Origin of the sequence: Pseudomonas sp. ADAK7, assembly GCF_012935675.1 — a bacterium.
Taxonomy (GTDB): domain Bacteria; phylum Pseudomonadota; class Gammaproteobacteria; order Pseudomonadales; family Pseudomonadaceae; genus Aquipseudomonas.
This window is the reverse complement of sequence record NZ_CP052861.1, coordinates 1783958-1809757: the sequence shown is the minus strand read 5'-3', so window position 1 is coordinate 1809757 and position 25800 is coordinate 1783958. Positions and strand designations below refer to the sequence as shown.

Sequence of the window (25800 nt, the reverse complement as noted above, 5' to 3'; positions counted from 1 at the left end):
ATGCGTATGCAATTGTGCGTGCTGGCGCTGGCCTGCACCGTCGGCCTGGCCCAGGCCAAAGGCACCGATACCGCCGCCCTCGGCAAGACCCTGACCCCCATGGGTTCGGAAATGGCAGCCAACGCCGACGGCAGCATTCCGGCCTGGACCGGCGGCCTGGCGAGCAACGCCGGCACCGTCGACAGCAAGGGCGGATACAGCGATCCGTTTGCCGCCGAAAAACCGTTGTTCACCATCGACGGGAAGAACGTCGCGCAGTACCAGAAATTTCTCAGCCCAGGGCAAATCGCCTTGTTCAAGCGCTTCCCCGACAGCTACAAGATGAACATCTACCCGAGCCATCGCAGCGCCAACCTGCCCAAGGAGGTGTTGGCGCAGAGTCGCGACAACGTCGCCAAAACCAGCCTGGCCGATGGCGGCAACGGCTTGCACGATTACGCTCGCGGCATTCCGTTTCCACTGCCCACCGAGGGCCTGGAGGTGATGTGGAACCACATGACCCGTTATCGCGGCGGCAGCTACGAGCGCATCAGCAGTTCGGCGCTGGTGCGGGAAAACGGCGCCACCAGTTACGTGCGCAACCAGTCGCTGATCAACTTCGCCGACACCGTGGGCGGCCTGGAACCGGGGGCCAACATGCTGTTCATGTTCAAGAGCCGGGTACTGGAACCGGCGCGGCTGTCCGGCGAAGCGGTGCTGGTGCACGAACCGATCGACCAGGTCGCCGAGCCGCGTTCGGCCTGGCAATACCTGCCGGGCCAGCGCCGGGTGCGTCGGGCGCCGATGATTGCCTACGACAACAGCGCCCGCTACAGCAACGGCCTGATCACCGCCGACAACATCGACGGCTACAACGGCGCGCCGGACCGTTTCGACTGGAAACTGATCGGCAAACAGGAGCTGTTCATTCCCTACAACAGTTACAAAATCGGCAGCCACAGCCTTAAGTACGACGAGGTGATCAAGCCCAACCACATCAATCAGGACCTGGCCCGTTACGAGAAACACCGGGTCTGGGTAGTGGAAGCGACCCTCAAGCCGAACGCCCGGCACATCTACGCCAAGCGCCGGTTTTATGTGGATGAGGACAGTTGGCAGATCGCCCAGTCAGACCAATACGACAGCCGTGGTGAACTGTGGCGCAGCGGCGAACTGCACGCGATTCAGCAGTACGACCATGGCTTCACCTACAACGTGCTCGAAACCTCGTACGACCTGATCTCCGGACGCTATTACGCCGGTGGCCTGGCCAACGAAGAGACCGAGCCGATGCGAGTCGGCTTCGCGGCCAAGACCGACGACTACACCCCGTCGGATCTGCGCCGCTGGGCCAAGTAATCCCGTCCTTGGCATGTTGATCGTTCCCACGCTCTGCGTGGGAATGCCTCAATGGACGCTCCGCGTCCGCTTTGGGACGCGAGCGTCTCGGGCTGCATTCTCACGCGGAGCGTGGGAACGATCAGCGTTGTGCGTGCTGATGTTTATTTGTCTGGAGACCTGATATGCGCTACTGGATTTCTGCTCTGGCCCTCGGCGCAAGCCTGGGCACTGTTCACGCTGCAACCCTCGATCAACCGCAAGCGAAGATGCTGGCGCAAGAGGCTTATGTCTTCGCCTACGCCACCGTCGAACACGACAAAGTCCTGACCGCCATCGCCGCGAAACTGCCGTTCAATCGGTTGTACAGCGAACCGCGTTTGCTCGGCCCGGAAGACAACAAAGTCGTCTCACCGAACAACGACACCTTCTACTCCCGCGCCTTGCTCGACCTGCGCGGCGAGCCGCTGGTGCTGGAAGTCCCCGAGGTGCAGGGGCGCTACTACAGCTTCCAACTGGTGGACATGCGCACCGACAACCTCGACTACATCGGCACCCGCGCCACGGGTAATCAACCGGGGCGTTACCTGATCGCCGGGCCGGACTGGCACGGTGAAGTGCCGGCGGGTTTCAGTGGGGTAATTCGTTCGCCCAGTCGCCTGGTGTTTTTGCTCGGGCGCACCGAGGTCAAGGGTGAAACGGACCTGAAAGACGCCGCGAAAGTGCTGATGGGCTATGCCTTGCAACCGTTGTCCCGCGTGGTGGGTGGCGTGGTGCCAGAACTGCCGGCACCGCTGCAACTGCCGCCATACCAAGACACCAAACAAGGGCCGGCCCAGGCCTTGTTCGGCACCTTCAATGCGTTGGCGCCGCTGCACGAGTGGACGCCAAACGAGCGCGAAAAACTCGCCCGTTTTGCCGCCATCGGCGTGAGACCCGGTGCGGCCTTCCAGCCACCGGCAGACCTGAGCGAAGCGATTGCCCAAGGCGCCGAAGCCGGTCGTGAGCAAGTACGCGTGGCCTCAAGCCAAGTGTCGGTGGAGCAGCAAGGCTGGTTTCGTTCGCCGGCCAATGTCGGCAAATTCGGCGACGATGACCTGACCCGCGCGGCGGTGGCCTGGCGCTACATCTACGCCAACGACCCGGTGGAAGCGGTGTACCCGATGGCCTTGCACGATGCCCAAGGGCAGATGCTGGATGGCCGCAACGCCTATCGCCTGCATTTCCCCGCCGGGCAATTGCCGCCGGTGAATGCCTTCTGGTCCCTGACTTTGTATGACGGCAAAACCCAGTTGCTGGCGGCCAATCCGATCCAGCGTTATGCCCTGGGCGATCGCAGCCCCGACCTGCGTTACGACGCCGACGGTGGCTTGACCCTGATCCTGCAACCCGGCGCTCCCGCACAACAGGGCAACTGGCTGCCGACCCCGCAAGGTCCGTTCAATCTATTGCTGCGCTTGTACCTGCCCAAGGCCGGGGCGCTGGACGGTGGTTATCAAATGCCGACGATTGCGCGGGTTGAGCCTTGATCGTCGGTCGATCGGGCGATCGGGCGATCAGAGCCCGCCATTGCAGGGCGAGATGCCTGGGGTTGAGGTGGTTTGATATCGTTCCCACGCTCCGCGTGGGAATGCCTCTTGTGACGCTCTGTGTCACGCTTTGGGACGCGGAGCGTCCCGGGCTGCATTCCCACGCAGAGCGTGGGAACGATCAAGCAAAAGATCGCAGCCTCGTTTCACTCGACAGCTCCTACGTGTGAATGCGTAAGCCCTGTAGGAGTTGTCGAGTGAAACGAGGCTGCGATCTCTTGAACTTTACGGCGTCACAATATTGAACTGCGGACTGAACGTATCCAGGCTCCCCAGCAACTCCCCAAGTTTCTTCCCGTTCCCTTGCAACTTGATCAAGCCTTTCTGAATCGCCGTCGGGAAATCCAGCTGCTTGAGGCTGATCTGTTCCAGCGTCGTCTTGCTCAAACTCACACTGGCATCCGCCGCTGCATTGAGGCCTGCGCGGTGGGTCAGCACGCCATTGCGCAGGGTCAGGTTGAAGTCCTTGTTCTTCTGGTCCTCGAACGTCCAGTTCAGCGTCAAGTCATGCCCCACGGCCTTGTCGCTGTCGAGACGAATCGCCAGGTAATCGAAGAACATGTCCGGCGTCATCGCCCGCACCATGTCCACCGACACTGAACTGCCGGCATGTTGCGGTACGCCGTTGCGCAGTTCCATGGCCCCGGTCAGGTACATGTTGCGCCAGGTGGCGTTCTCGCTCTGATAGCCCGTCTGCTCCAGGGCTTGGGCCTGGGCGCTACGGCCGGCGGCGTTGTCCGGTTCGGCGAAGAGCAACTGATTGCCCAATTGCGCAGCCCAACGATAGTCACCCTTGGCCATCGCCGCGCGCATCTTCTCGATCACTGCCGCGCCGCCACCCATGGCCTCGACGGTGCGCTGGGCAGTTTCCACGGGTGGCAGTGGATTGAGGTTGGCCGGGTTGCCGTCATAGAAACCCATGTAACGCTGATACACCGCCCGGGAATTGTGGCTCAGGGAGCCGTAATACCCACGGGTGTACCACTTCTGGTCGAGATCGCCGGGCAGCTTTTGCATGTTGTCGGCGATTTCCATCGGCGTCAGGCCCTGGTTCAACAGGTGCAAGGTGCGGTCGTTGAGGAAGGCGTACATGTCGCGCTGATCCGCCAGGAACGTGCGGATCCGCTCGCTGCCCCAGGTCGGCCAGTTGTGCTGGGCAAACAGCACGTCGCTCTTGTCGCCATAACGCGCCAGGCTGCTGTCCAGGTATTGCGCCCAGGCTTTGGCGTCACGCACTTGCGCACCGCGCGGGGTGAGGATGTTGTGCATCATTTGCGTGGCGTTTTCGGCCATGCACAAGGCGCGCAACTGCGGCAGGTAGAGGTTCATCTCCGACGGCGCTTCGGTGCCGGGGGTGAGTTGGAATTCCACCTCGATACCGGCGATGGTGCGGGTTTCCAGTTCCTTGCCGATCAGGTCGGTGGGCTCGATCAGGGTGATGGTGCCGCCCGTGGGCAGACTCTTGCCCATGCCTGAATCCACCTGACCTTTCTCGCCACGGGGCAGCAGACTGCCGAATTGGTATTGGGCGCGGCGGCTCATGGCGTTGCCGGCGTACACGTTCTCGCTCATCACGTGTTCCATGAACCCGGACGGCGCGAACACCTTGACCTTGCCGGCCTTGACGTCGGCCTCGTCGATGACCCCGCGCACGCCGCCAAAATGGTCAACGTGGGTGTGGCTGTAGATCACCGCCACCACCGGTTTGTGCGGACGATTGGCGTAGTACAGCGCCAGCGCAGCCTTGGCGGTTTCGGCCATGGTCAACGGGTCGATGATGATCAGCCCGTCGTCACCTTCGATGATGGTCATGTTGGCCACATCGAGGCCGCGCACCTGATAGATCTTCGGGCTGACCTCGAACAAGCCGGCGTGTGCACTGAGCTGGGCCAGGCGCCACAGACTCGGGTTGACCGACTCCGGCGACTTGTCGTTCGCCAGGAAGTCGTAAGCCGAGACATCCCAGATGACCTTGCCGGCCGCATCCTTGACCTGGCCCTTGAACGGCGCGATCAAGCCACGGCTGACCGACTCATAGTCCGTACGGTCGCTGAACGGCAAGTGTTGCAGCACCGCTGCGTTTTGCGTGGCAGTGATCGAACTGGCACTGGCCGGTTCATCGACGGCGTAGACCGATTGCGTCAGGCAAGCGGTGATCAAGCAGGCCAACAGGCCACGAGGGCTTAAAGTGAAACGAGGCATGGCGTCTCCGGTTTTTATCGTTATGGTTAGACCAGCCTCGAGGGTAGGGCGCCCGTCGTGCGGGGCGGCAATCGTCAACGGACAAAAACCATGCAGTGGGCCGTTTTATCGTGCCGGCGCTTGGCTCGGCGTCGCAAGCAATGCCGACGCCTGCGCGTTGGCAGGCCTCGTGTGATCGGCCAACAAAGAGTCGCCCCGGTTCAGCAATGTCTGGCCAATGAAACGCGAACCCACTTCGCTGAGGTGGGCATTGTCCAGGTACAACAACGTGCCCTGAATGATCGGGCTGCAAATACCGTTGGGGCAAATCACCACATTGGGATCAATAAAGCGAACCTGAGGCAACGCCTGCCGCACATCAGCCCAATAGGCGGGCAGTGCACTTCGCTTCACCGAGCAGTCGCGATCAATGCCGAACATCAAGCGGCGGATGGGACAGCTCGCGGCCTTTTCAATCGGCTGGTTACTCAAGATGACGATAACCTGGCCGCTGTTCTCGACCACCCGCTGAATACTCGCCTTGACCATGTCCCTGGCGGCTTCATTCTTCGGCCAGATCCCCGCGAGGACGACGTAGGGATATTTATTCTGCTGGATCAACTCGAACACGCGCTCGTTGCGTTTCACACAATGGGTGGCATACACGGCGGACATTCCTGCGGTGTAGCCCATGATCGGCGGGCAGGAGTCCATGGTGTAATCCATGAGCGTGATGCCGTTGGGCTTGGCCAGGACATCGACCATGCCGGTGAAGTGATTGGCGAACGAATCACCGATCATGATGCCGTCGATCCGTGGCTTATCGGCCCCCACCCGGCAGGCCGCGCTGGGTTCGGTGCGGTACAGCGCATTGGTCACGTGGCACCCCCGACGAATCTCGCTGGGCTTGCTCAGCGTCATCGCCTCCAGCGTCGCCACTTCGGGGCTGAAGCGCTGCGTAAAGCCATTCCATTGCACACTCAGCCCGGCCAACACCGCCAGCCCCAATGCAGGGAGGGCAAAGCGCCGGGTAAACACCTGGTGCAAATGCATCGCGGCACCGTTGCGTCGAAACGGCACCTCGACATAACGCCAGGATAGCCACGAGAGCAGGATCGAGGTCGCGACCACCAGCATCGCTGCGGCAAGATTGAGGTGAATGCCGAGGTAGTTGAGATAGGCAATCAGCGGCCAATGCCATAGGTAAAGCGAGTAAGAGATCAAGCCGATAAATACCATCGGCCGGCTGGTCAACAAGGTCGAGCGAAAGTCGCCGCTGCCGGCCAGGATCAACAGGAAGGCGCCCAGGCACGGGATCAGCGCATTGATCCCGGGGAAGTTGGAATCGGCGTTCAATGTCCCCAGCGCAAACCCGATTAATAGGTACCCGGCCAGCGCATAACTGTGGGCCCGCAGCCTGCCAAGGGGGCGCGGCTGGTACAGATAAATCCCCAGCAGCCCTCCCAGCATCAGCTCGAAAAACCGCGTGGGCAACAGGTAGTAAGCGGCCGTAACGAACAGGCCGGTGCCGTACTCCGAAATCCCCACCGCGACCATCACGCCGAGGCCCACTATCGGCAATACATAACGCGGTGCCAGGCGCACCAGCAGGACGATAAACAGCGGCCAGATCACGTAGAACTGCTCTTCAATCCCCAGCGACCAGGTATGCAGCAAGGGCGCCTCTGTGGCATCGGCGGCGAAATAGTTGCCGTACTTCATCCAGATGTAGATGTTCGAGACACCCATCAAGGAAAACAGCGCGCTGACGTTGAGCCGAATCAGATCGACCGGTGAAAGAATGAATACCCCGGCAATCACACTGGCCAACAGCACCGTGATCAGGGCCGGAACGATGCGGTTGATGCGTCGCTGGTAAAAGCCCTTCAGCGAGAACGTCTTGCGCTTGATCTCGGCGTAAACCTGGGAAGTGATCAGGAAGCCCGAAATGACAAAGAAGATATCAACCCCGACGAACCCGCCCGGTAGCAGGCTCGGTTTGAGGTGGTGGATCAACACCGCAACCACCGCCACCGCGCGAAGTCCGTCGATGTCCCGACGGTAATTGTTTTGTGTCATCCCTTGGCCATCCATCCGGGCGTTGATCCGAGGTGGACCGCCGACCGCCTAATGCTCGCCGCGTCGTCGCGCGGCAAACAACTGTCAGAAATGACGGTTTTTAATAACTTTTCGCGATAGGTTTTATTTAGGTTTTGCGCGGATGATTACGTGTTCAACCGGACGTCCGCTATCCTTGCCTCACGTTCACCCATCAGGTTTTCCCATGCTTTTGGTCCAAGGCGTCTTCAAAAGCTACGCCACCCCGCAAGGTCCATTGCCAGTGCTGCAAGGCATCGACCTCACCTTGAAACCCGGCAGCAGCCTGGCGCTAATGGGCGAGTCGGGCAGTGGCAAAAGCACCTTGCTGCACCTGATCGCCGGGTTGGACAAGGTCGACAGCGGCAGCATCCGCAGCGGCGAGCATCGGCTGGAGCGGATGAACGAAGGGCAATTGGCGAATTGGCGGCGCAGCGAAATCGGCCTGGTGTTCCAGCAGTTCAACCTGATCGGCAGCTTGCGGGTGGAGGATAATCTGGCGTTCCAGGCACGCCTTGCCGGGCGCCACGATGCGCGTTGGCAGGCGCATCTGGTGCAGCGACTGGGCTTGAGTGATTTGCTGAAGCGTTACCCGGAGCAGTTGTCCGGCGGCCAACAGCAACGGGTCGCACTCGGTCGCGCGTTGGCCTCGCAACCGAAACTGCTGCTGGCGGATGAACCCACCGGTAGCCTCGATGAAGCGACCAGCGACGAGGTGTTGAAGTTGTTGCTGGAGTTGCTCGACGACACGCCTACGACTTTATTGATGGTCACCCATAGCCCACGGGTGGCGGCGCGTCTGGCGGAAAAAGTGGTGCTGCATCATGGCCGTCTGGCTGACGCGGACGTGCGCTGAGGTGCGAGTCTTTCGTGAAACCTTGCGCGCGTTGCTGAGCCATTGGCGCCAGCACCCGGTACAGTTTTTCAGCGTGCTGACCGGGTTGTGGCTGGCCACCAGTTTGCTGACCGGGGTGCAGGCCTTGAACAGTCAGGCCCGGGAAAGTTATGCCAAGGCCAGTCAGTTGATCGGCGGCGAACCCCAGGCCAGCCTCAGCGCGCCGAGTGGCGGCGTCTTCTCTCAGCAATTGTTTGTCGACTTGCGGCGGGCGGGTTGGCCGGTGTCGCCGGTGCTGCAAGGCCGGCTGACGCTCAAGGGCCACGACGATCAGCGCTTGCAGTTGATGGGCATCGAGCCGGTGTCGTTGCCGGCCGGTTCGGCGGTGGCGGGGCAGGCGCTGGCGATGGAACGGATCGTCGAATTTTTCAGCCCGCCGGGCCGTACCTGGATTGCGCCGCAGACCTTACAGGCCTTGGGTTTACATGAAGGTGAAACGCCGATTTCCGAAAGCGGTCAGACCTTGCCGCCGCTGCATGCCCAACCGGACATGGCGCCCGGTGTGTTGCTGGTGGACATCGGCTTCGCCCAGCAAATCCTCGGCCTGCCGGATCAACTGTCGCGCCTGCTGTTGCCCAAGGATTTTCACGCGGCGCTTGCGGATCAATTCAAAGGCCAACTCCAACTCAAGACCAGCGGCGAAGAAAACAACCTTGCGCGCCTCACCGAAAGCTTTCACCTGAACCTCGATGCCCTGGGTTTTCTGTCCTTCGTGGTCGGCCTGTTCATCGTGCACGCGGCGATCGGCCTGGCGCTGGAGCAACGCCGGGGTTTGCTCCGGACCCTGCGCGCCTGCGGGGTCAGTGCGCGGATGTTGATTGGCTGCCTCGCTGTCGAATTGGGTGGCTTGGCGCTGATCGGCGGCATCGCCGGGGTCGCCAGCGGTTATCTGTTGGCCACTGTCCTGTTGCCGGACGTCGCCGCCAGTCTGCGCGGGTTGTACGGCGCCGAAGTGGCGGGGCAGTTGAGTTTGAGTCCATGGTGGTGGCTCAGCGGTGTTGGCCTGAGCCTGCTCGGCGCCTTGCTGGCCGGCGCCAACAGCCTGCTGCGCGCGGCACGTTTGCCGTTGCTGGCGCTGGCCAATCCGCAGGCCTGGCATCAGGCTCATGCGCGGTGGTTGCGGCGCCAGGGTTGGGTCGCCGCATTGGCGGCAGTGATCGCGCTGCTGGCATTGATCTTGGGCGACAGCCTGGCCAGCGGTTTTGTGCTGATGGCCGCGTTGCTGCTTGGCGCGGCACTGGCGCTGCCGGTGTTGCTCAACGCCGTGCTCAACCTGGTGCTGCACCGCAGTCGTACGGTGCTCGGCCAATGGTTTCTTGCTGATTGCCGCCAGCAACTGCCGGCCCTGAGCCTGGCGCTGATGGCGTTGCTGCTGGCGCTGGCGGCGAACATCGGCGCCGGCAGCATGACCGCCGGGTTCCGCCAGACCTTCAGTGACTGGCTCGAACAACGCCTCACCGCCGAGCTTTACCTCAACCCGCAAAACCCGGCCCAGGCCCGCGAGTTGCAAACCTGGCTCAAACAACAACCGCAAGTCACTGCCGTGTTGCCGAGCTGGCAAGTGTCGATCCAGTTGCAAGGCTGGCCAGCGGACGTCTACGGCGTGATCGACCATCCCAACTACCGCCAGCACTGGCCGCTGCTGGAAGCGGTGGGGGACAACCCGTGGGAGCGCCTGGCCAAGGACGACACGGTGATGCTCAGCGAACAACTGGCGCGGCGCTTGAAAGTGCAGTTGGGTGATCACCTGACGATCCCGACGCCGAATGGCTCGTGGTCACCGCGAGTGGTCGGGATCTACGCCGACTACGGCAATCCCAAGGGTCACGTGCTGGTCAACGTCAATCACCTGCTGCGCGGCTGGCCGCAGCTCACGCCGAACCGTTTTAACCTGCGTATCGACCCGACGGCGACCCCGTCATTCCTTGTTGCGCTGCAAAATCGTTTCGCGCTGGACGACAACCGCATCGTCGATCAGGCGCGTCTCAAGGGCTGGTCGACCCAAGTGTTCGAACGCACCTTTGCCGCCACCGCCGCGCTCAACAGCTTGACCCTCGGCGTGGCCGGCGTCGCGCTGTTCATCAGCCTGCTGACCCAGAGCCAGAGCCGCCTCGGCCAACTCGCGCCGCTGTGGGCGCTGGGCGTCACGCGGCGGCAACTGATGCTGCTCAACCTCGGGCAAACCTGGTTGCTGGCGCTGCTGACGCTGGTCTTGGCGCTGCCGCTGGGCATTGCTCTGGCGTGGTGCCTGGACTCGGTGATCAACGTCCAGGCCTTCGGCTGGCGCCTGCCGTTGCGAGTGTTTCCATTGCAACTGGTGCAGTTGATGGGGCTGGCAGGGCTCGCCACGTTGCTGGCGTCGGCGTGGCCGCTGTACACCTTGTATCGCACCCGGCCGGCGGATCTGTTGAGGACGTTTGCTCATGAAGATTAAGGCCGGGCTGTTGATTTTGGCTTTGTTGAGCGGTTGTGATAACTCGGCACCCGATGAAAAAGGCTTCGCCGGGATGGGCGGCGAGGCGTCCGCGTTTACCCCGGTGGTGCCCGGTCGAGTGTTCAGCTTTCCGGCGGATCATGGGCCGCATGATGGTTTTCGTATCGAGTGGTGGTACGTCACCGCCAATCTCAAGGACGCTCAAGGCAACGAGTTTGGCGTGCAGTGGACGTTGTTTCGCAGCGCCTTGAAGGCTACGCCCGAGGTGGCGGGCTGGAGCAACCAGACGATCTGGCTCGGGCATGCGGCGGTCACCTCGGCAACGGTGCATCACGCTGCTGAACGCTATGCGCGAGGCGGTGTGGGTCAGGCAGGTGTGAACGTGGCGCCGTTCAAGGCGTGGATCGATGATTGGCAATTCAGCGGTCCTATGACCGATTTGCAGCTCAGCGCGTGGGACCAGAGGTTCAGCTATCAACTGCGGCTGACGTCCAGCCGTCCGCTGGTGCTTCAGGGCGATCATGGTTTCAGTCAAAAATCCGAACAAGGCCAGGCCTCGTATTACTACAGCCAGCCGTTTTTCCAGGCCAATGGTTCGCTGGAGATCGACGGCAAAACCTACACCGTCAGCGGCCCGGCGTGGCTTGACCGCGAATGGAGCAGCCAGCCGCTGACCGCCAACCAGACGGGCTGGGACTGGTTTTCCCTGCACCTGGACAGTGGCGAACAGGTGATGCTCTACCGCATGCGGCAAAAGGACGGCGCGCCTTTTGTGACGGGCACCTGGATCGACGCCCAGGGCAAAACGCAGTTATTGCATGGCGCCGACATCAGCCTCACGCCCGAGGACACCGCCAAGGTCGCCGGCCGAGCCATGCCTGTGCGTTGGTCGATAAAAATCCCCGATAAACACCTGGCTATCAGCATTAACGCGCTGAACCCGAATGCATGGATGGATTTGCGCATTCCGTATTGGGAAGGGCCGGTGCGGTTGAGCGGCAGTCATGCGGGGCAGGGGTATCTGGAAATGACCGGTTATTGAATCGGAACTCTCGCCGCAACGACGTCCTCCTACGTTATGAAGCCCGTTCCCTGGAGTCCGCCATGAGCGACGACCTCAAACCCCCGGATCTCGCCACTTGGCAACGCCTGTTCGACGACAAGGCCTACTGGCAACAATCCCCCGACGCCCACTACAGCGAACTGCTGCGAGTGGCCGACGACTTGCTGGGGCAGGGCGCCATCGACCTCGAGCAATGGCAAACCCTGAAAGCCAAGGCCGAGCAATCCCACAAGGACTCGCCCGCCGTCAACGTCGCCGAGGAAGTCGACGACCCTGAAGCCTGAGGAGGCCCCATTTGAAACCCATCACCGAATCCGAACACCCCGACGAACCCCGGCCACCCGGCGAAACCGAGCGCGACAACGACGCCCTGCGCCCCACCGACCCGACCAAGCGCAAGGAAAACAGCAAGGGTACCGACAGCGGCGAATCCACCGCCCAGGAAACTGCGAACACTCCCTGATTGGCGGCAATGGTCATCGGCAAAAAAGCGTTATTGTCACTTACACCGATATCATTGAAAGTGAATCGACAACACAAAATCTGAGTAGTAGCTCTACATAAACTGATTATTCTTGTACGACTCTTGTATAAGAATAATCAGCTTAACGTTCCAGTTGGTGAGTTTGGTGTTTGTAAGTTTGATGTCGATAAATATCCACACAAAGTTGTGGGCATGAAATTTCATGTATATGTATGCGGACATCTTCGCCAACTTCTATTAATATGCGTTGCGTTCGCCCAGTGTCAGGGCTCTTTACCGGTGCATGGATTGCCAGGCCATTACACTGGGCGAACACCTTCTTTTAGTGCGACACGCACTTGCAGCAATACGTTAAGATGCGCGGCTTTTTACTCAAGGAAGAAAACGGCCGCCGCCGATCTGACACGGATGAAACCACTTTCCCTCTACCACCCGGCCCTCTACTGGCTTCGCGTGTGGCAAAAACGACTGTTCCGCCAACTGTCCTGGCGCTATTCCCGTAAGACATTCGCCGTGTCGCTGGACAGTACCCGCTTGCCGTTTCGCTACCTCAAGCACACCTCCAAACTGATTCGAAAACTGGGCAATTCCGATATTGCACTGCAACATAACAAAGTCATTAACCTGAAACTTGCAGTGGCTTCTGTCGACGGTGTCGTCATTGCCCCGGGCGAATATTTTTCCTTTTGCCGGTTAGTGGGTCGACCGACTCGTCGACGCGGGTACGTCGAAGGCATGGAATTGTCCTTCGGTGAGGCACGCACGGGCGTCGGTGGCGGGATCTGCCAATTGAGCAACCTGATCCACTGGATGGCGATTCACTCGCCGCTGGTGGTGGTCGAGCGGTCCAATCACAGCTTCGATCCCTTTCCCGATGAAGGCCGGGTATTGCCATTCGGTTCCGGGGCAGCGATTTTTTATAACTATGTTGATTTGGTGTTGTACAACCCGACGGATCGGCATTTTCAGTTGAAACTGAATGTCGGCGAGCAACAGTTGGAAGGGGAGTTGTTGTGTGATCGGGTGCGGGAGTTTCGCTATCACGTTTATCAACGGGCGCATCGATTTGTGCGCGACGGCGATCGGGTGTTTCGAGAGAACGAAATCTGGCGCGATGTAAGCACCAAAGGGCAGGAGAGTCAGTTGGTGAAGAGTGAACGTCTTTATCGAAATCGGGTGGTGGTCAAGTACGCGGTGGATGACGCGTTACTTGAAAGTCCGGTCGTCATATAAACAAACAGGTGATCACAAGATCACCTGTTTTTCATCTTTAGCATTTAAAGGTGATCAGACCTCTTTTCTCCAGGCAGTAAACGTAATCGCGGTGCCTTCATCCTCTTGATCCCGGATGTCGATTTTGTAGGTGCCGCCGCCAGCAACGCCGTCAACCCGTGCCTTTTCATCATTGGCTTGTAACTCGGCACCTTTGGCGTGCTGTTGGTAAAACCTCAGCACGTCGGCGAACGGCATATAAGTCTGCAACATGACCTCGAACTCATGCATGGGGCGGCCGTCAATCTGGTCGAACATACCCTCCATCGGGGAGCCTTTGATACCGGGCGAAATGTAAAATCCATCGGCGCCAACGCCCGATAGATAGGAATTCGTTGGCAGCAGCGGGAGCATCGCCTTCGGGAAGTCAGACGGCAATTGCGCAGTCGTCCAGGACGGTTTGTTCGGGGCAGTGGTGATGTATTCGACCGAGCCGATCTTCTGCGCCTTGGCGCGTGTTTCGGGATCTTCACTTTCAGCCCAATACGCCACCAGTGGCGGCAACTGTTTGCTCCAGACAATGATCGGGTCTGCGTCGCTCTTTTTCGCACCTTTGGCCTGGAAAATCGTCAGCACGGTTTCGGGCCCCGGGTTGCAGGACAACGTCTCCGTACGCGATTTCACGGTGCAATGCCCATTGACCAACCCCACGGCGATCAACTGCCCCTTTTCGTCCAACAACAGCGCGCCGCGCTCGTCGCCGTGGTTACCGTCATCCATGGCGGTCAGCATCGTGCGCCCGGCCGGCACGCCTTCCTCAAACGTCGTGAATTCTGAATCCAGGGCATCGAGTATCTGCGACACGATCAAACTGCCGTCGAGGGTGTAACTGCCGGTGGCGTAACCGATGAAATCAACCAACGCCGCGCGTATCGCCGGATCTTCATTGAGTTGAGGCGGCCGTGCGGCGGCGGGCGCGTTGGAGAGCTGCAGCACGGTGGTGCCGTCGGCGCGCTTTTCTGAACGAAGTGACAATGCCGCGGCATCAAGAGAAACAGACAACGCCAAAAGCAGGGCGAGGGGGCGTGCGATGGTAAACAAGGGTCATTCCTTTGCTGGGTGGTGATCCGGTTTCACTCGCCGACGGCCATGCGTCAGGCGGAAATGGGGGTATTCAACCTGTGTGGCAGTCAAAAAGCCAGATTAAACATTGGGTTGCGTTATCGGATTCGTCCATGCGGTGGGGATTTTTCAATTGATGTATGCACTTCGCTGGGGTGCGATATCAGACTTTATAAGTTTTTAATGGTTTAAAGACTTTCAAGGTCGAGGTTGCAGCCATAGGTTTTGAAATCATTTGCAGATAGTGCAGGGGGCTTTCTGCGAAGATAATTATAACAACCGATGTTTTCCAGTAGGTCGCTCGCATCCTCTATGTGATTAGCTACAGTGAATACATATTTGATAAATGCATTTTTCAGTAGGGTTTCGGGATGTTCTTGCGTCTTTAGAAAACCGCAAAGCCATTGCCAGTTAATTATGTGCAACTGGGTTCCCCAGCCGAGCCCTATCCTACTCTCGCCATAAGCCAACAAAATCATTAAAACTGTTAGCTACAAAGCCTGTACTGCCGGATTCTGGATCGAACATCTCGACAGTGGTGGAGCGTGTATTGAAAGTCAGACAAATAAGACAATCACCCGCATCCCTGGCAATGGCTACCCATCCAGTTGGCAGCCCGGCAACTCTGGTGTGCCAAACAATAGTGCCAGCCTTTAATGACGGGGAGAACGAGTAAAACTCGCTTATGCAGGTGCCTGCGCCAGATATTGAGTGCTGACTCAGAATGTCCAGGGCTAATGCACCCCATTCTTTTCCATTGTCTATTTTCAGGATCAGGAGCGGAATGCACTTTGTTCTGAAGCTAATAATATCCCGGACATCCAGTTCTCGCCGAATATGGTCATTTTCGTAGAGATCACACGTGAAGAAAAACCCTTTGCCGCCCATGGAAAGCTTTTGCTGAGAGCCAATCAGTGACATCTTGAAGTGCTGGGCAGGGCTGTCGCGCTACCTCGATGACGGGGCCATCTGAAGGATATACTTACGCCGCTGCCGACGCAGCGGGCGAGTGAGGTTGACCAGCTATTGCCGCACAGGTGGACGGACGAACGTGTCCATGCCCCATTTAAGCCGACCAATGCCCCCAGCCCACCGCGCCTTAAATACAGTGCTGGACGATTGAGGGTTGGCGAACGCAGCTGTTTTGATCAAATAAGGATATTTGTTAATGACGACTCCTGATGAAGCACCGCAAGCATTTGCGCAGTTCGTCACGCTATTCAATACGTGGCCTGACTCCCTCGGCCAACTGCATCTGCGCGAGAGTCCAGCGGACCTTACGGCTATTGCCGAAGCCCCCAGAGCCGGAATCATGCGCAGCTACTTCCAGTGGATAGACTTCCCTGATCGCCCCATGATCGGCGGGGATTTCATGCTTGCGCTCTATGGTCCTGACGACTTGCCCAAAGCGCAGGAGGGATGGCACGCAACAGGTGATGAAAATCCGGCGTGGGGCTGGAAAGACAGCTTCACTGTGTTCGCTGATCGCCATGGCGATGTGCTGGTTTATGATCGCCTTGATGAACACTCCGCCATATTTGGCTCGATTCAAAAGCGCTCATTCAAGGTCGCGGCGAATATTCTCGCGCTGATAGGCGCGCTGGAAGCGGGTATCGCGGTGCAATTGAACGAGTTTAATGATGCCACTTGCGACGATGACGACGACTATACGCCCGCCTTTCTGTCCAGGGTCAGGGAAGTGGTCGGCGATGTTGAGGGCACGGATGTGGATGGTTTCATGAGGTTCTTTTTTGAATGAGCGACTCGGGCCAGATCAACGACCATTTTCAGCGAGATATTCAGATAGCGTGCAAAAAGGCCATCGAGCAGTTTCGCCAAGCGCACCCCACCGCCGATGTCTGTGGGTTTGCACTGTACTCAGACGCCGATGCGCGGACGTTGGTGCCGTCGTTCAACACGGCTGATCACTTGGCGCGCGTGCAGGCTGAAGAACCTGCTGAGCAGGGGTACTTCAAATGGTCACCCGCTGAATGGAGCCACGAAACGTTCGGTGGCGAACACTTCAACGCCCTGTCGAACCTGTTGTGGGACTTGGCTGATTCGATTCCCGATGAAGATGTTGAACGTCACCGCGCGCTCGTCTTCGAACACTGTGTTGCGGCCTTGAAGCCGCTAACGAGGTGCGCGTTTGAGAACGCCATTTATGTATTCACAGTCTCTGACTTTCAAAGCGTGCCGGAAGAAATCACCTGGATTACGCAACTCAATACCCCCGAGCAAGCCCTCGAATTCAAGACTTGGTTAGAGCAGGTCGAGCAATGAAAGGCATGCATTTAACAAGGATGCGTACATGACACTGCCCCACTTTATTTACCATCCCGATCCCGTCGGTAGCGGTTCGGTGCAACCCTCTTCCGCCACTTGCGTGAGCTGCAATCAGGCGCGAGGCTACATTTATGTGGGCCCGGTATACGCCATTGATGAATACGAAAACTGCATCTGCCCTTGGTGCATTGCCGACGGGAGTGCGCACCAGCGCCTGGGCGCGACGTTTGTCGATGACGAGAGTATCGGCCTGGACGGCGAAGACACGCTGAGCGAGGCGCAGATCGCCGAAGTCAGCCAGCGCACGCCTGGTTTTAACGGCTGGCAGCAAGAGTGCTGGTTCACTCACTGCGACGACGCAGCCGAGTTTGTCGGTAAGGTCGGCCATGCAGAGTTGCTTGAACTGGGCCCGGCAGCCATCGCCGCCGTTCAGGACTCAACAGGGTTGGAGGACGGTCCGCAGTGGCAAGCGTTCTTCAATGCCCTGGATAAGGATCATGGGCCTACCGCCTACCTGTTCAAATGTCGCCACTGCGCCACGCTGGGCGCTTACCAAGACAGCCATTGATACCCAAGTGCTCAACCCGTAGCGACCCACAAGGAAGAACCTCTGATGAGTGACGATCACACCCCCGACTTCACCAAAGTCCCCACCGGCATGCTGCCGTTCCCGCCTGTTGAAGACGTGTTTGTCGCCGATCAACTGGAACTGGCCAACCATCTGCACCCTTTGTTCAGCCTGGATATCAGCACCGTAAACCCCGAGTGGTCGGGCGTGCTGCACATGCTCAGCCCGTTGGAGCCGTACGAGGGCTTTGTCGGCGAGCTGACCGAGTGGGACGGGTACCATGGCTACCTGCTGAAAACCAACTGGATCGGCTTCAAGGTCGAGCAAGGGCGGTATCGCTTGTGCGGCGATCCACGCTACTTCTTTCTGCACGAGGGGAATGCACAGCTGGCTGATCCTCACCCGGAGGCGAGAGCGGATCTGGAGCGGCACTACGCCGATCAGCACCGCGCGTTTGCCGCCACCGTTGAAAGGTTTAAAACCAGCGGCGTGCTGGCGCGTGAGGATGGCGAACCGTTGTATGCAGTGGAATTTGTCGCGCAACTGGGCGGCGAAGTCGATGGCTGCGCCAACTGGGTGGAGGCGGTCGAATTTCCAATGCACATCGTTGAACTGGACCCCGACCGCGGCGATTCGAATGTCTACCCCCTGAGCCCTGCGGGTAACCGGTTTTTCCACGTGGCAAGCGTTCCGGGCTGGCATTACCGGACGGCCGGCGCAGACCTGATCGTCATGTTCTACGAACCGATTGAAGGCTTGGTGCTATTCACCTTCGATTACAGCTGAATCCCATGAGTAAGATCGAACTGCAAACCCTTGTAGTCAGAGTTAAAAAGTATCTCTCGATTATCTTTTTGCTCTGCCTTGTAGGCGTTTTCATCTATGCATACCTGCACAAACCGGAATTCCCTTCTGAGATAGTCCTGAAGCAAGGCTTCATTCCGGGGCAGTCGATCTACATCGTTCAGGATGCCAGGGATCCAGATGAGCCCAAAAGCCTGAGGTTCTACGTCAACAACGGCGGCAGTAGGAATAATGAGACGATGAAGGTGCGCCTCGGCAAGACCCCGCCCTTCCTGGTCTCGGACACTGACTTGAAAGACGTGGTAATCCAGCGAGTCTCCAACGGCCTGCACATCAAGCTCAAAGGCGCAGTCTCGGATTACCAGAGCAACCTTTACCTGGAAGACGGCGATACTTACACCACCTACCGTGTAAGCCTTGAACAAGTCGAAACGCGACCGCCCTTGCCGAGCGGTCAGTAAGCTTATTTCAGCAAGGCAATCACTGCGCAGACAACCGCAATCGCCAGCGCCGGCCACTGCATCGGCATGAAAAAGAAGTGGTGGCGAACGCCATCGGCGTGAACCTGGCGATTCAATACAAAGCCCAGCACAACGTTGATGGCTGAACCAATACCCACCCCCATCAAAAAATGCATGAGCGATACATTGCCGGGCTTAACGCTGGGATCCATCAACAACCACATCAATAACAGCACCATGACTATTGGTGTTAACAAGGTCATCCAGCCTGCGCCGCGATAGATCATCATTTGCTGTTCATCTCGAAAACATCTGCTGCTGACTCGCGTGCTTGCTCTTCAACAGCCAATACGACATCAAGCGTATTGAGGAACAGGTCATGGCTCAGGATGCCGGTGGTGGTGGTCGACAATACGGGCTTGCCGTTTTCGTCCTTGATCACCACGTCTTCGGTCCAGGCGTTGAGGTCTACCGTACGCAGCGACGACATCGGCACTTTGTTGCCTTGGTACTCGAGGAAATCCTGGCGCACAACAATTGGCGCCGTAGTTATTTTGAGGAAGTTACCGGTCACTCGCTTGCCCCAAACCTGCTTTGAATTGATGCAGTTGAAAGTTACGGAGCCGCCCGACTCCAGCGTTTGTGCAACAGACGGCAGGCGCGCGCGTACGTGCAACTCACGAACCAGTTCCTGAAACTTCTGAAAGCCTTTGAGGGATTCGAGAACCCGATGAAACGGCTCTGCGGCATTACGGCGATAGGCCAGGTTTGTGATCAGGCCGGTCAATGCAGTTTGCCCGGAGCTGAACAGATACAGGTCTTCTATCTCAGCAAACGGCATGTAGTCGCGCTGCTCTTTAGTGATGCGCACGAGGCCGTGTTCATAAACTTCGTAGTGGGTATTACGCAGCTTCTTTTGCCAAACGTAGATACCCAATATGCACAGCCCCACAATGGCCAACAAACCGGTCGTGAAATAAAACATGACGTGTGTGCTGGCGAAATTGAGAGTCATGCCTCGGGACGTCTGAAGACTGACCGGGCCGTCATTGCCCATCGGCAAAATCGTGCTCAGATAGAAGACGAACACGGCGAGGCCCAAAAACGCAGCGGCCAATATCAGGCTGAAAATCAAAAAGGCCTTGCCCTGGCGGAACGTCGCGATCAGCTCGCCGGTGGCGGAAGAAGCGTGGAAGTCGGTTGAGTGCATGAGTGCTTGCGTCCCTGTCATTGAGTAGATGCGCGCCTTTAGGCGCGGCGCGGTGTGAACGGTGCGCCTTGGCCGTCCGGTATCGATATTAATCCAGAAGTAAGCGGACAGTGAGGCCATCTTGCGTTTTATCTAGTCGTTGGCAGCTTTAGAGCTAGCCGATACAGCACCTTCTTCAGTCGCGACAAAATAGCTTAAGATCAGGCGAAAGCTGGAATGGAATATGTCGACTAAAGGACACAACATTCATTGAAATCCCCTGTTCTCACATCAGCGAGCGTTTGAATAATCGCCGATTCACGGTAGCGGGCAACACCCACGGGCTATTGCCGCGTAGCGGGTTGGATTTAGGTGACTTGGCCGGACGGATATGTTCAACATGCGTCCTGCTCCTTGCAGGGGAATCTTCCCGGTTTGCCGTGTGTGTTTTGCGTCGAAGGGGGGCTCTGGGAAGCCCCGTCACAGATAAAAATCTGTCTGCTTTATGTAGGTATTTTGTTCAACTCGCCAAGCTTAATCTTGAAGTAGTCCAGCAAGTTCTTTCCTTCTGAAAATGCCTTTCGGATCTCAGCACTTTCCTTAATCAGTTCCTCGCCAGGTATTGCATGTTCTTCAATAGGGCGCGGTAGCGACCACTCCAGAACCTCCCTTGGGAAGCCTGCTTTAGGGCGGTTATTGATCCAGACGGCAAGGTAACAAGGAATCGTCCAGCCACTGAAAAACTGAACTATCAAGAAGCCGAAGACATATCGAAGCAATGAATGATGGGAGCGATAACCTTTTCTACACATATGGAAGTAGGCGACCGAGCCGGCTTCGAATTCATCCGATTGCCCCTCGGGCAAGGCTTGCGGTCCATCTTCCATATAGACACGGATTGCCTCCCACTCAGCGATCGCCTGATTCAAATTTCCACTTGGAACACTGATCCAAAGCACATCGCCGTTTTTCGTCTCACGTAGCCCAATCATTAATTTGAATTCAGGAATGACAGCATATTGAGTGATCAATTTGCTGATCGAGACACTCGTAATGACTTCCTCCCACGGTACATAACGTGGGGTCATGCCTTTTTTGGGAACAAAGACGACCTCGCGACGCTGACGATTGAAGCGCACAGGAGGTTGATTGCTTACCCGACGAATTGCAAAGAAAAACACGCAAAGGTAGAGAGTGGCCAGCGCTCCCACAAAACCCCAAACGGCAATACTTGTGAAGAAATCCAGCCAGCTACTCCAGAAAGGTTCTATGTCACGTCTTATCCAGGATCCGAAACCCGTTGTGAAAAACAGAAAAATCAACAGGAACATAACCGCCCCGATTCCGGCTCGAGTCATAAACTCAAAGCTTCCTCTAGAAACGGCAAAGTCCAAGACTACTTCATCGGCATAGCGGTGTAGCTGGCGAGCACTGAAAGGCTGCACTCCGGTTGGCACTGGCTTTGGTGATAAATAGAGTGTTTCAGTGCCTGATTCTCTGTCGATGTCACCTGCTTGAGGCAGTCGGTCATATCTATTTTTCAAGGGTATGGCTCGTCAAGTAGAGGTCTCGGGTTCTTGAGTCGGTTCGGCAAATGTCACCGGGCTTTTTGTTCTCTACGATGTGCGCTGTTCTTCTGCCAAAAACAAACTCTGCAAGTCACCCGTCAGTGTGTCGTTGTCTATGCCGTAAGTCAGAGAAAACGCATCGTTTACACCCTCTATTGTGCTGACGCCATCCATGATTCCCAAAAGGTTAGATGTGGTATCGACCATTGTCTGCCTGATGACCTCAAAGAAAACTTCTCGCTGTTCGGTAGGTAGCGAGTTGAACAAGGTTAAGGCTCGCCTCCAGTATTCGTCGGTTGCATCGTGAATGGTCGTGTTGGCGAAAAGCTGTCTGTAAATACAAATATTCTCCTCCACGACAGCCGTTTTAAGTCCAATGACAAAGTCTTTCGGGGTGATCGGGTTGCTGCTCACTTGGATTAGGCCTCGGGTTAAGCGTCTTTTTTCTTTTATTGGGTGGGCAGGATGCTCACCGCCCCCCAATCTTCACGACTACCGACACATCGTCCAACCCTACCAGGACAACGCTTGCGCAATCTGATTCGCCTCTTTCCCGGATTGCCCACCCTCCATGATTGGCGCCCGTAGCAGCGACCGTACCCCCTCGCGATCCACAATCCAGAACGTCATCTTCGTGGGCGTTTTCCGCTGGATGCCAGCCACGTAGTCGTCAGTCACGGCACCTTGTTCGCCAGGCAGCTTCGTCACATCGAACTCCCATATTTGCCCGGTTGCTTGCGACTTTTCTGGTTCGGCCGATTTGGGTGAGAATTTCGTCTTGCGCATATCAGCGGCTTGTAGCCCCAGCTTTTTCACCATGAATGCGCGCAGCAACGACTCAAGTTTTTCGTCCGATGTCTGAGCCGAATCCACGGTGAGGCCAAGCTGTGCCCCTGTTTGCAAGTTTTCGTAGTAGAAACGATTTTCCATGTCCGTTCTCAAACGGTAGTCGCCCACGCGCAAGGGCAGGTGAATGCCTTTCCAGCTATTCACCAGCGCATTTTTATCCTTCGGTGTTCCCCAGCCGAGCGTCGCATCGCTTTGCTGCCATTCGATGAGCTTCCGGTTCAGGGCGATGGCCTCCTGAGTTCTGCCCTGGCGGTAGGCGATGTCCGCTGCGTAATCCAGCGCAGTGCGATAGAGGGGTAGATAGGAAGAGCCATTCTCCCAGGCAGGTAGGGCCAAACCCAGCGAGTGGCGAGCGGCGTCGAGGTCGCCGTGCCGGTACTGCGACACGCCGATAAGTGTTTGTACACGCGCAACTTCATCCGGGAAAAAGGCGTCGGGCAGCGCCTTTTTCGCGAGCTCAGCAGCCTTCGACCAGCCACCCGGAAGCTCCCAGGTTGAATCCATGTCTTGGGTCTGTTCGGCCATCGTGCGCTCGCGGAACAGCGTTGGTGCGCTTTGCCATTTCAGTGACGCGAACAACTTATGCATTTGTTCAATGGCTTGGGCCTCGTCTCGCGATTTGAACATCACATCAATGTCCATGCGCCAGTCACCGCGTAGCGCCGTCCAGCGAATGTTGGTGCATTGCTCGCCGTCACACTGTTCTGGGCTTCCCATTTTTGCGGCGGTCAGGTCGGCGAAGGGGAGGTCGGGCATCGCCGATGCAAATGCTCGACGCTTAGGCTGCTCCTGATAGGGTTTGAGCCAATCCTGGCGTTGCGATGCCGTGTACTTGCGTTGTGCTTCGTCATAAACCAGCGAAATCTCCGCGCTCAGGCGTCCGTTCGCCAACGCCTGCGTGTAGAGGAGGTTGGTGGTGACATCACGTCTTTCTGCGGGCTCAAACTTCGCCAGTTTCCATTGCCCCAGCAGGAGTGGCGTCGAGAAGTCAGCCAGTTCGTAATGCAAGCGCGGTTCGTCCGGCGACAAGCGCCACAGACCGAGCTCGGGGCTGTTGATCGTGAAGAGCTTTTCCTGCAAGCGTGCTACCTCAGCTCGTTCACCCGCCATCATGCTTGCCTCGATCGCCACGCCCAGCATGCTCGTGATGCGGGTGTCGCGCCTGCTTGTCGACCCGACAGCGGCCGATTCCCGCTCCCAATACGCGATCTGCTCTTCGGCGGCTTTCCGGGCTTCGTCGTATCGCCCTTGCTGATGCAGCAGATCGACGAGCAAGGCGCCCGCCTCGAGATCCGTGTAATCCATGGCGCTGCCCTTGCGGCCTGCCTCCATCGCCGCCCGGGCGGCGACCGTAGCCTCTGCCAGTGATTTCTCGCTGCTCAGGCGTTGTGCTTCGTGCATCAACTGAGCAGGACTGGGTGGCCGAGCTTTTGCCTGATCCGCCGGCACCGCCCAGACGGCGGAGCAGGTTGACAGCAGGATCGCGGTAAAGAGGGCGCAGTGTCGGCGTCGTATCGAATGCTTCATGGTTGTCTCCCTGACACATGTCCAATGGGCTTACCGCACAGACATATAAAAATGCGCAGCTCGGCGCGAAGGCGCCTCGCCATTTGAATGAAATTGACGCTCAGGAGGATGAGTCCCGAACTCACAGGGGCCGCTTGACCACCCAATTTTTTATCGCGGGATCAATAGGCTTGTCCGCTTCAACTTCCGTCGGCGTTTGATTGAACTTCATGCCATTGCCGCAGAACGCGGTGAACATATCCCCGTTGAAACTGTAGAGCTCGACACTCGTGACAGTCTCACAAGCATCACTCGCCACAACCTTTCGGGCGAGCTTGACCCGAGACGACTGATAAGTGTCGTACCAGTCTTTGAAATAGGCTTTGGATCGGGCTGCGGATGCACCGGGACTCAGGATATTGTTGGCAATCCGGGCATCGAGCGGGCTCGCCGCGAAACTTGAATAAGGCTGGATATCTTCGGGGCTGACTGGGTAGACACGTGCGTACCCTTTTTGGATGTCGAGTTTGACCACCTGCAACTGGGCTTCTTCTGGATAAACTTTGTAGACGACATCCAGAATTCCCAGGAGCGAGTTGGCTGACGATTTACCCGTGTAGATGAACTTCTCTTCAATGTTCAGGTTGAAGCGTTGGACTATTGCTTCGATTTGGTCGAGCCGTTTCCGTTCTTCCAAGCTGCTTTCCGCGATGGCGACTGGCTTCAGGTTTTTCAGTTGTTCGGGTATTGGGGAGATCTGGACCTGGATATCTGCCTGGGCGTTGAAGGCGGTGGCTGCCAGGATCAAGGGGATTATGGGTTTCAACTTGCTTACTGGTCCTTGTAGGGAAGCTTCCTGGTTTTGCTTTGTGTGTTTTGCGTCGAAGGGGCGTGCGTTGGGCAGCCCCTCCCAAGCTTTTACGCTCAACCACGATGAACATCATCAAAGTCATCGGCCTTCGGCGTTGAGTGCATGCCTTTAGCTTCTTGAGCGCGGTAGTAAGCCTCGATACTCAGAGATGGATCAATGCGAGCCTTGATGATGCAGGGTTGTTGTTGCCAAGGGTATTGCTGCAACTGTTGAGTCAACTGCTTGAGACCCGTGGCCAGCCAACCCTTTTCCGACTGGTCGCGCCAGCGTCTCGGGTTGCGGCCCGTTTTGGCGTCGTAGGCGGCAGTTATCGGGTCGAGGTGACGACTTTGCTCAAGTACTGGCAGGTCCGGCAGCGGTTGGGTGACGTCCATGTAGCGTTGTAGGCAATCCCAGAAGGCCAGTGCATTCGCCTGGTCGAGACCCAAGGCGTGGACTTTGGTAGCTAGACAAATCTTGTTGTCGGTGTAGCGGTGATGCAGCCAAAGGGCATAGTCGTGGGAGCCATAACCGCTGGGAAGCAGTTGTAGCACTGGGTCGAACTCTTCGAACGGTGCAACGAAGAGGCGGCGGAAACGGCGTTTGAAGCGAAGCATGCCGTCGACGCGGTTGAATTCGCTTCCGTCGTGGGTGGTGATTTTGCTGTGGAGCCAGAGCAGGCAATCAAAACCGATGGCACCCATGAAGTAGAGGAAGGCTCCGGTCCATAGGGCTACTTGCAGTTTATTATGGCCCCATAATGAACCCGTCATTCCAAGCACGATTCCGGCGCAAACAATAAAACCAATAATCTGTACGTGGTGAACTATTTTTTTTCCTGTCATATAAAGAGTTAATGAGCCTAATGATAAAAGAAGAAATACCACAACTAAGAGTAGTAGCGACGAATCTCGCAGATACTTCGCTACCTCCAATCCGGGTAGAAGCGAGCTCAAAATCCAAGTTCCCCAAACGACCCAGATGAAAGGAAAACTCATCAGTTTTAGTAAGAATAATAGATGTGGGACCTTGCTTGAGTTTTGAAAGCGCCAACTTTTAGCATCGCAGTAAATTTCTTCTTTTTTTCCGAGTGTCTGCTGCTGTAGATAGCGCGTGTGCTCTTCACCTTGCAACTGGGTAGTAATCTCCATCGCCGGTTCCAAATTGGCGTAATGACCAAAGGCGAGATGGGTATCAAAATTCCCTGAGCGATTGGCATCCTCTAACCATTTTGGCGGTGGCACAGGTTCACGACTGTTGCTGCGATAAGCACTGGCAGCGTATGGGGTATCCTTTTGTACGGTCATACAGAGAACTCAGTGTTT

General features: G+C 57.4%; 24 protein-coding genes. 13 read left to right on the top strand and 11 right to left on the bottom strand.

The features are described from left to right. Both HKK53_RS08350 and HKK53_RS08345 read left to right on the top strand, forming a co-directional pair. A complete protein-coding gene (locus HKK53_RS08350) occupies positions 1 to 1338 on the top strand; it encodes a DUF1329 domain-containing protein (RefSeq protein ID WP_169370414.1) in 1338 nt (445 codons plus the stop codon). A gap of 164 nt (positions 1339 to 1502) precedes the next feature. Next, a complete protein-coding gene (locus tag HKK53_RS08345; protein ID WP_169370413.1) occupies positions 1503 to 2846 on the top strand; it encodes a DUF1254 domain-containing protein in 1344 nt (447 codons plus the stop codon). Positions 2847 to 3131: 285 nt separating this feature from the next. Here the strand turns inward: HKK53_RS08345 and HKK53_RS08340 are convergent, their stop codons facing one another. Then, complete coding sequence (locus HKK53_RS08340; protein ID WP_169370412.1) at positions 3132 to 5108, bottom strand: alkyl/aryl-sulfatase; 1977 nt, start codon at positions 5106 to 5108, stop codon at positions 3132 to 3134. Between the two features lie 105 nt (positions 5109 to 5213). Next, positions 5214 to 7166, bottom strand: a complete 1953-nt coding sequence (locus HKK53_RS08335) for an acyltransferase family protein (RefSeq protein WP_169370411.1) — start codon at positions 7164 to 7166, stop codon at positions 5214 to 5216. A gap of 205 nt (positions 7167 to 7371) precedes the next feature. Between HKK53_RS08335 and HKK53_RS08330 the strand changes: the two genes are divergently transcribed. The 6 genes from HKK53_RS08330 to HKK53_RS08305 all read left to right on the top strand — a co-directional run bounded on the left by HKK53_RS08330 (position 7372) and on the right by HKK53_RS08305 (position 13293). Then, positions 7372 to 8040 carry an ABC transporter ATP-binding protein gene (locus tag HKK53_RS08330; protein WP_169370410.1) on the top strand — a complete coding sequence of 223 codons (669 nt, stop codon included), beginning with the start codon at positions 7372 to 7374 and terminating at the stop codon, positions 8038 to 8040. 1 nt (position 8041) lies between these two features. Then, positions 8042 to 10513 (top strand): ABC transporter permease, encoded by a 2472-nt coding sequence (locus HKK53_RS08325; RefSeq protein ID WP_169374210.1) that lies wholly within the window; start codon positions 8042 to 8044, stop codon positions 10511 to 10513. Continuing rightward, positions 10503 to 11555, top strand: coding sequence for a lipocalin-like domain-containing protein (locus tag HKK53_RS08320; RefSeq protein WP_169370409.1), 1053 nt, complete (start codon positions 10503 to 10505; stop codon positions 11553 to 11555). Before HKK53_RS08325 ends, HKK53_RS08320 begins: the two co-directional genes overlap by 11 nt. Positions 11556 to 11617: 62 nt before the next feature. Continuing rightward, entirely contained in the window at positions 11618 to 11860 is a 243-nt protein-coding gene (locus HKK53_RS08315) for a hypothetical protein (RefSeq protein WP_169370408.1), read from the top strand. 11 nt (positions 11861 to 11871) lie between these two features. Then, entirely contained in the window at positions 11872 to 12039 is a 168-nt protein-coding gene (locus HKK53_RS08310) for a hypothetical protein (protein WP_169370407.1), read from the top strand. Between the two features lie 429 nt (positions 12040 to 12468). Then, positions 12469 to 13293 carry a VanW family protein gene (locus tag HKK53_RS08305; RefSeq protein ID WP_169370406.1) on the top strand — a complete coding sequence of 275 codons (825 nt, stop codon included), beginning with the start codon at positions 12469 to 12471 and terminating at the stop codon, positions 13291 to 13293. A 54-nt stretch (positions 13294 to 13347) separates the two neighbouring features. Here HKK53_RS08305 and HKK53_RS08300 read toward each other — a convergent pair whose 3' ends face one another. Together HKK53_RS08300 and HKK53_RS08295 are read right to left on the bottom strand one after the other, a co-directional pair. Further along, complete coding sequence (locus tag HKK53_RS08300) at positions 13348 to 14373, bottom strand: hypothetical protein (protein ID WP_169370405.1); 1026 nt, start codon at positions 14371 to 14373, stop codon at positions 13348 to 13350. Between the two features lie 471 nt (positions 14374 to 14844). Continuing rightward, complete coding sequence (locus HKK53_RS08295) at positions 14845 to 15315, bottom strand: SMI1/KNR4 family protein (protein ID WP_169370404.1); 471 nt, start codon at positions 15313 to 15315, stop codon at positions 14845 to 14847. A 247-nt stretch (positions 15316 to 15562) separates the two neighbouring features. On the opposite strand from HKK53_RS08295, the gene HKK53_RS08290 reads away from it, so the two are divergent. From HKK53_RS08290 to HKK53_RS08270, 5 genes are read left to right on the top strand one after another with little or no spacing between them, the layout of a single operon-like run. Then, complete coding sequence (locus HKK53_RS08290) at positions 15563 to 16153, top strand: hypothetical protein (RefSeq protein WP_169370403.1); 591 nt, start codon at positions 15563 to 15565, stop codon at positions 16151 to 16153. Then, a complete protein-coding gene (locus tag HKK53_RS08285; protein WP_169370402.1) occupies positions 16150 to 16677 on the top strand; it encodes a DUF4303 domain-containing protein in 528 nt (175 codons plus the stop codon). Before HKK53_RS08290 ends, HKK53_RS08285 begins: the two co-directional genes overlap by 4 nt. A 28-nt stretch (positions 16678 to 16705) precedes the next feature. Next, entirely contained in the window at positions 16706 to 17248 is a 543-nt protein-coding gene (locus HKK53_RS08280) for a CbrC family protein (RefSeq protein ID WP_169370401.1), read from the top strand. Positions 17249 to 17293: 45 nt separating this feature from the next. Beyond that, positions 17294 to 18034: a hypothetical protein gene (locus tag HKK53_RS08275; protein ID WP_169370400.1), complete on the top strand. Its 741-nt coding sequence runs from the start codon at positions 17294 to 17296 to the stop codon at positions 18032 to 18034. A gap of 5 nt (positions 18035 to 18039) precedes the next feature. Beyond that, entirely contained in the window at positions 18040 to 18513 is a 474-nt protein-coding gene (locus HKK53_RS08270) for a hypothetical protein (protein WP_169370399.1), read from the top strand. A gap of 2 nt (positions 18514 to 18515) precedes the next feature. Here the strand turns inward: HKK53_RS08270 and HKK53_RS08265 are convergent, their stop codons facing one another. The 7 genes from HKK53_RS08265 to HKK53_RS08235 form a co-directional block, all read right to left on the bottom strand. After that, positions 18516 to 18803: a hypothetical protein gene (locus tag HKK53_RS08265; protein ID WP_169370398.1), complete on the bottom strand. Its 288-nt coding sequence runs from the start codon at positions 18801 to 18803 to the stop codon at positions 18516 to 18518. Beyond that, positions 18800 to 19843 (bottom strand): hypothetical protein, encoded by a 1044-nt coding sequence (locus HKK53_RS08260; RefSeq protein ID WP_237150738.1) that lies wholly within the window; start codon positions 19841 to 19843, stop codon positions 18800 to 18802. Before HKK53_RS08260 ends, HKK53_RS08265 begins: the two co-directional genes overlap by 4 nt. Before the next feature lie 362 nt (positions 19844 to 20205). Next, positions 20206 to 21246 carry a DUF6708 domain-containing protein gene (locus HKK53_RS08255; RefSeq protein ID WP_237150736.1) on the bottom strand — a complete coding sequence of 347 codons (1041 nt, stop codon included), beginning with the start codon at positions 21244 to 21246 and terminating at the stop codon, positions 20206 to 20208. A 72-nt stretch (positions 21247 to 21318) separates the two neighbouring features. Continuing rightward, entirely contained in the window at positions 21319 to 21684 is a 366-nt protein-coding gene (locus tag HKK53_RS08250; RefSeq protein WP_169370397.1) for a hypothetical protein, read from the bottom strand. 99 nt (positions 21685 to 21783) lie between these two features. Continuing rightward, the gene (locus tag HKK53_RS08245; RefSeq protein ID WP_169370396.1) at positions 21784 to 23646 is read right to left on the bottom strand and encodes a hypothetical protein; all 1863 of its coding nucleotides are present in this window, start codon (positions 23644 to 23646) and stop codon (positions 21784 to 21786) included. 121 nt (positions 23647 to 23767) lie between these two features. Next, complete coding sequence (locus tag HKK53_RS08240) at positions 23768 to 24451, bottom strand: hypothetical protein (protein WP_169370395.1); 684 nt, start codon at positions 24449 to 24451, stop codon at positions 23768 to 23770. A 98-nt stretch (positions 24452 to 24549) separates the two neighbouring features. Further along, positions 24550 to 25179, bottom strand: a complete 630-nt coding sequence (locus HKK53_RS08235) for a hypothetical protein (protein WP_169374207.1) — start codon at positions 25177 to 25179, stop codon at positions 24550 to 24552. Positions 25180 to 25800 lie beyond the last annotated feature (621 nt).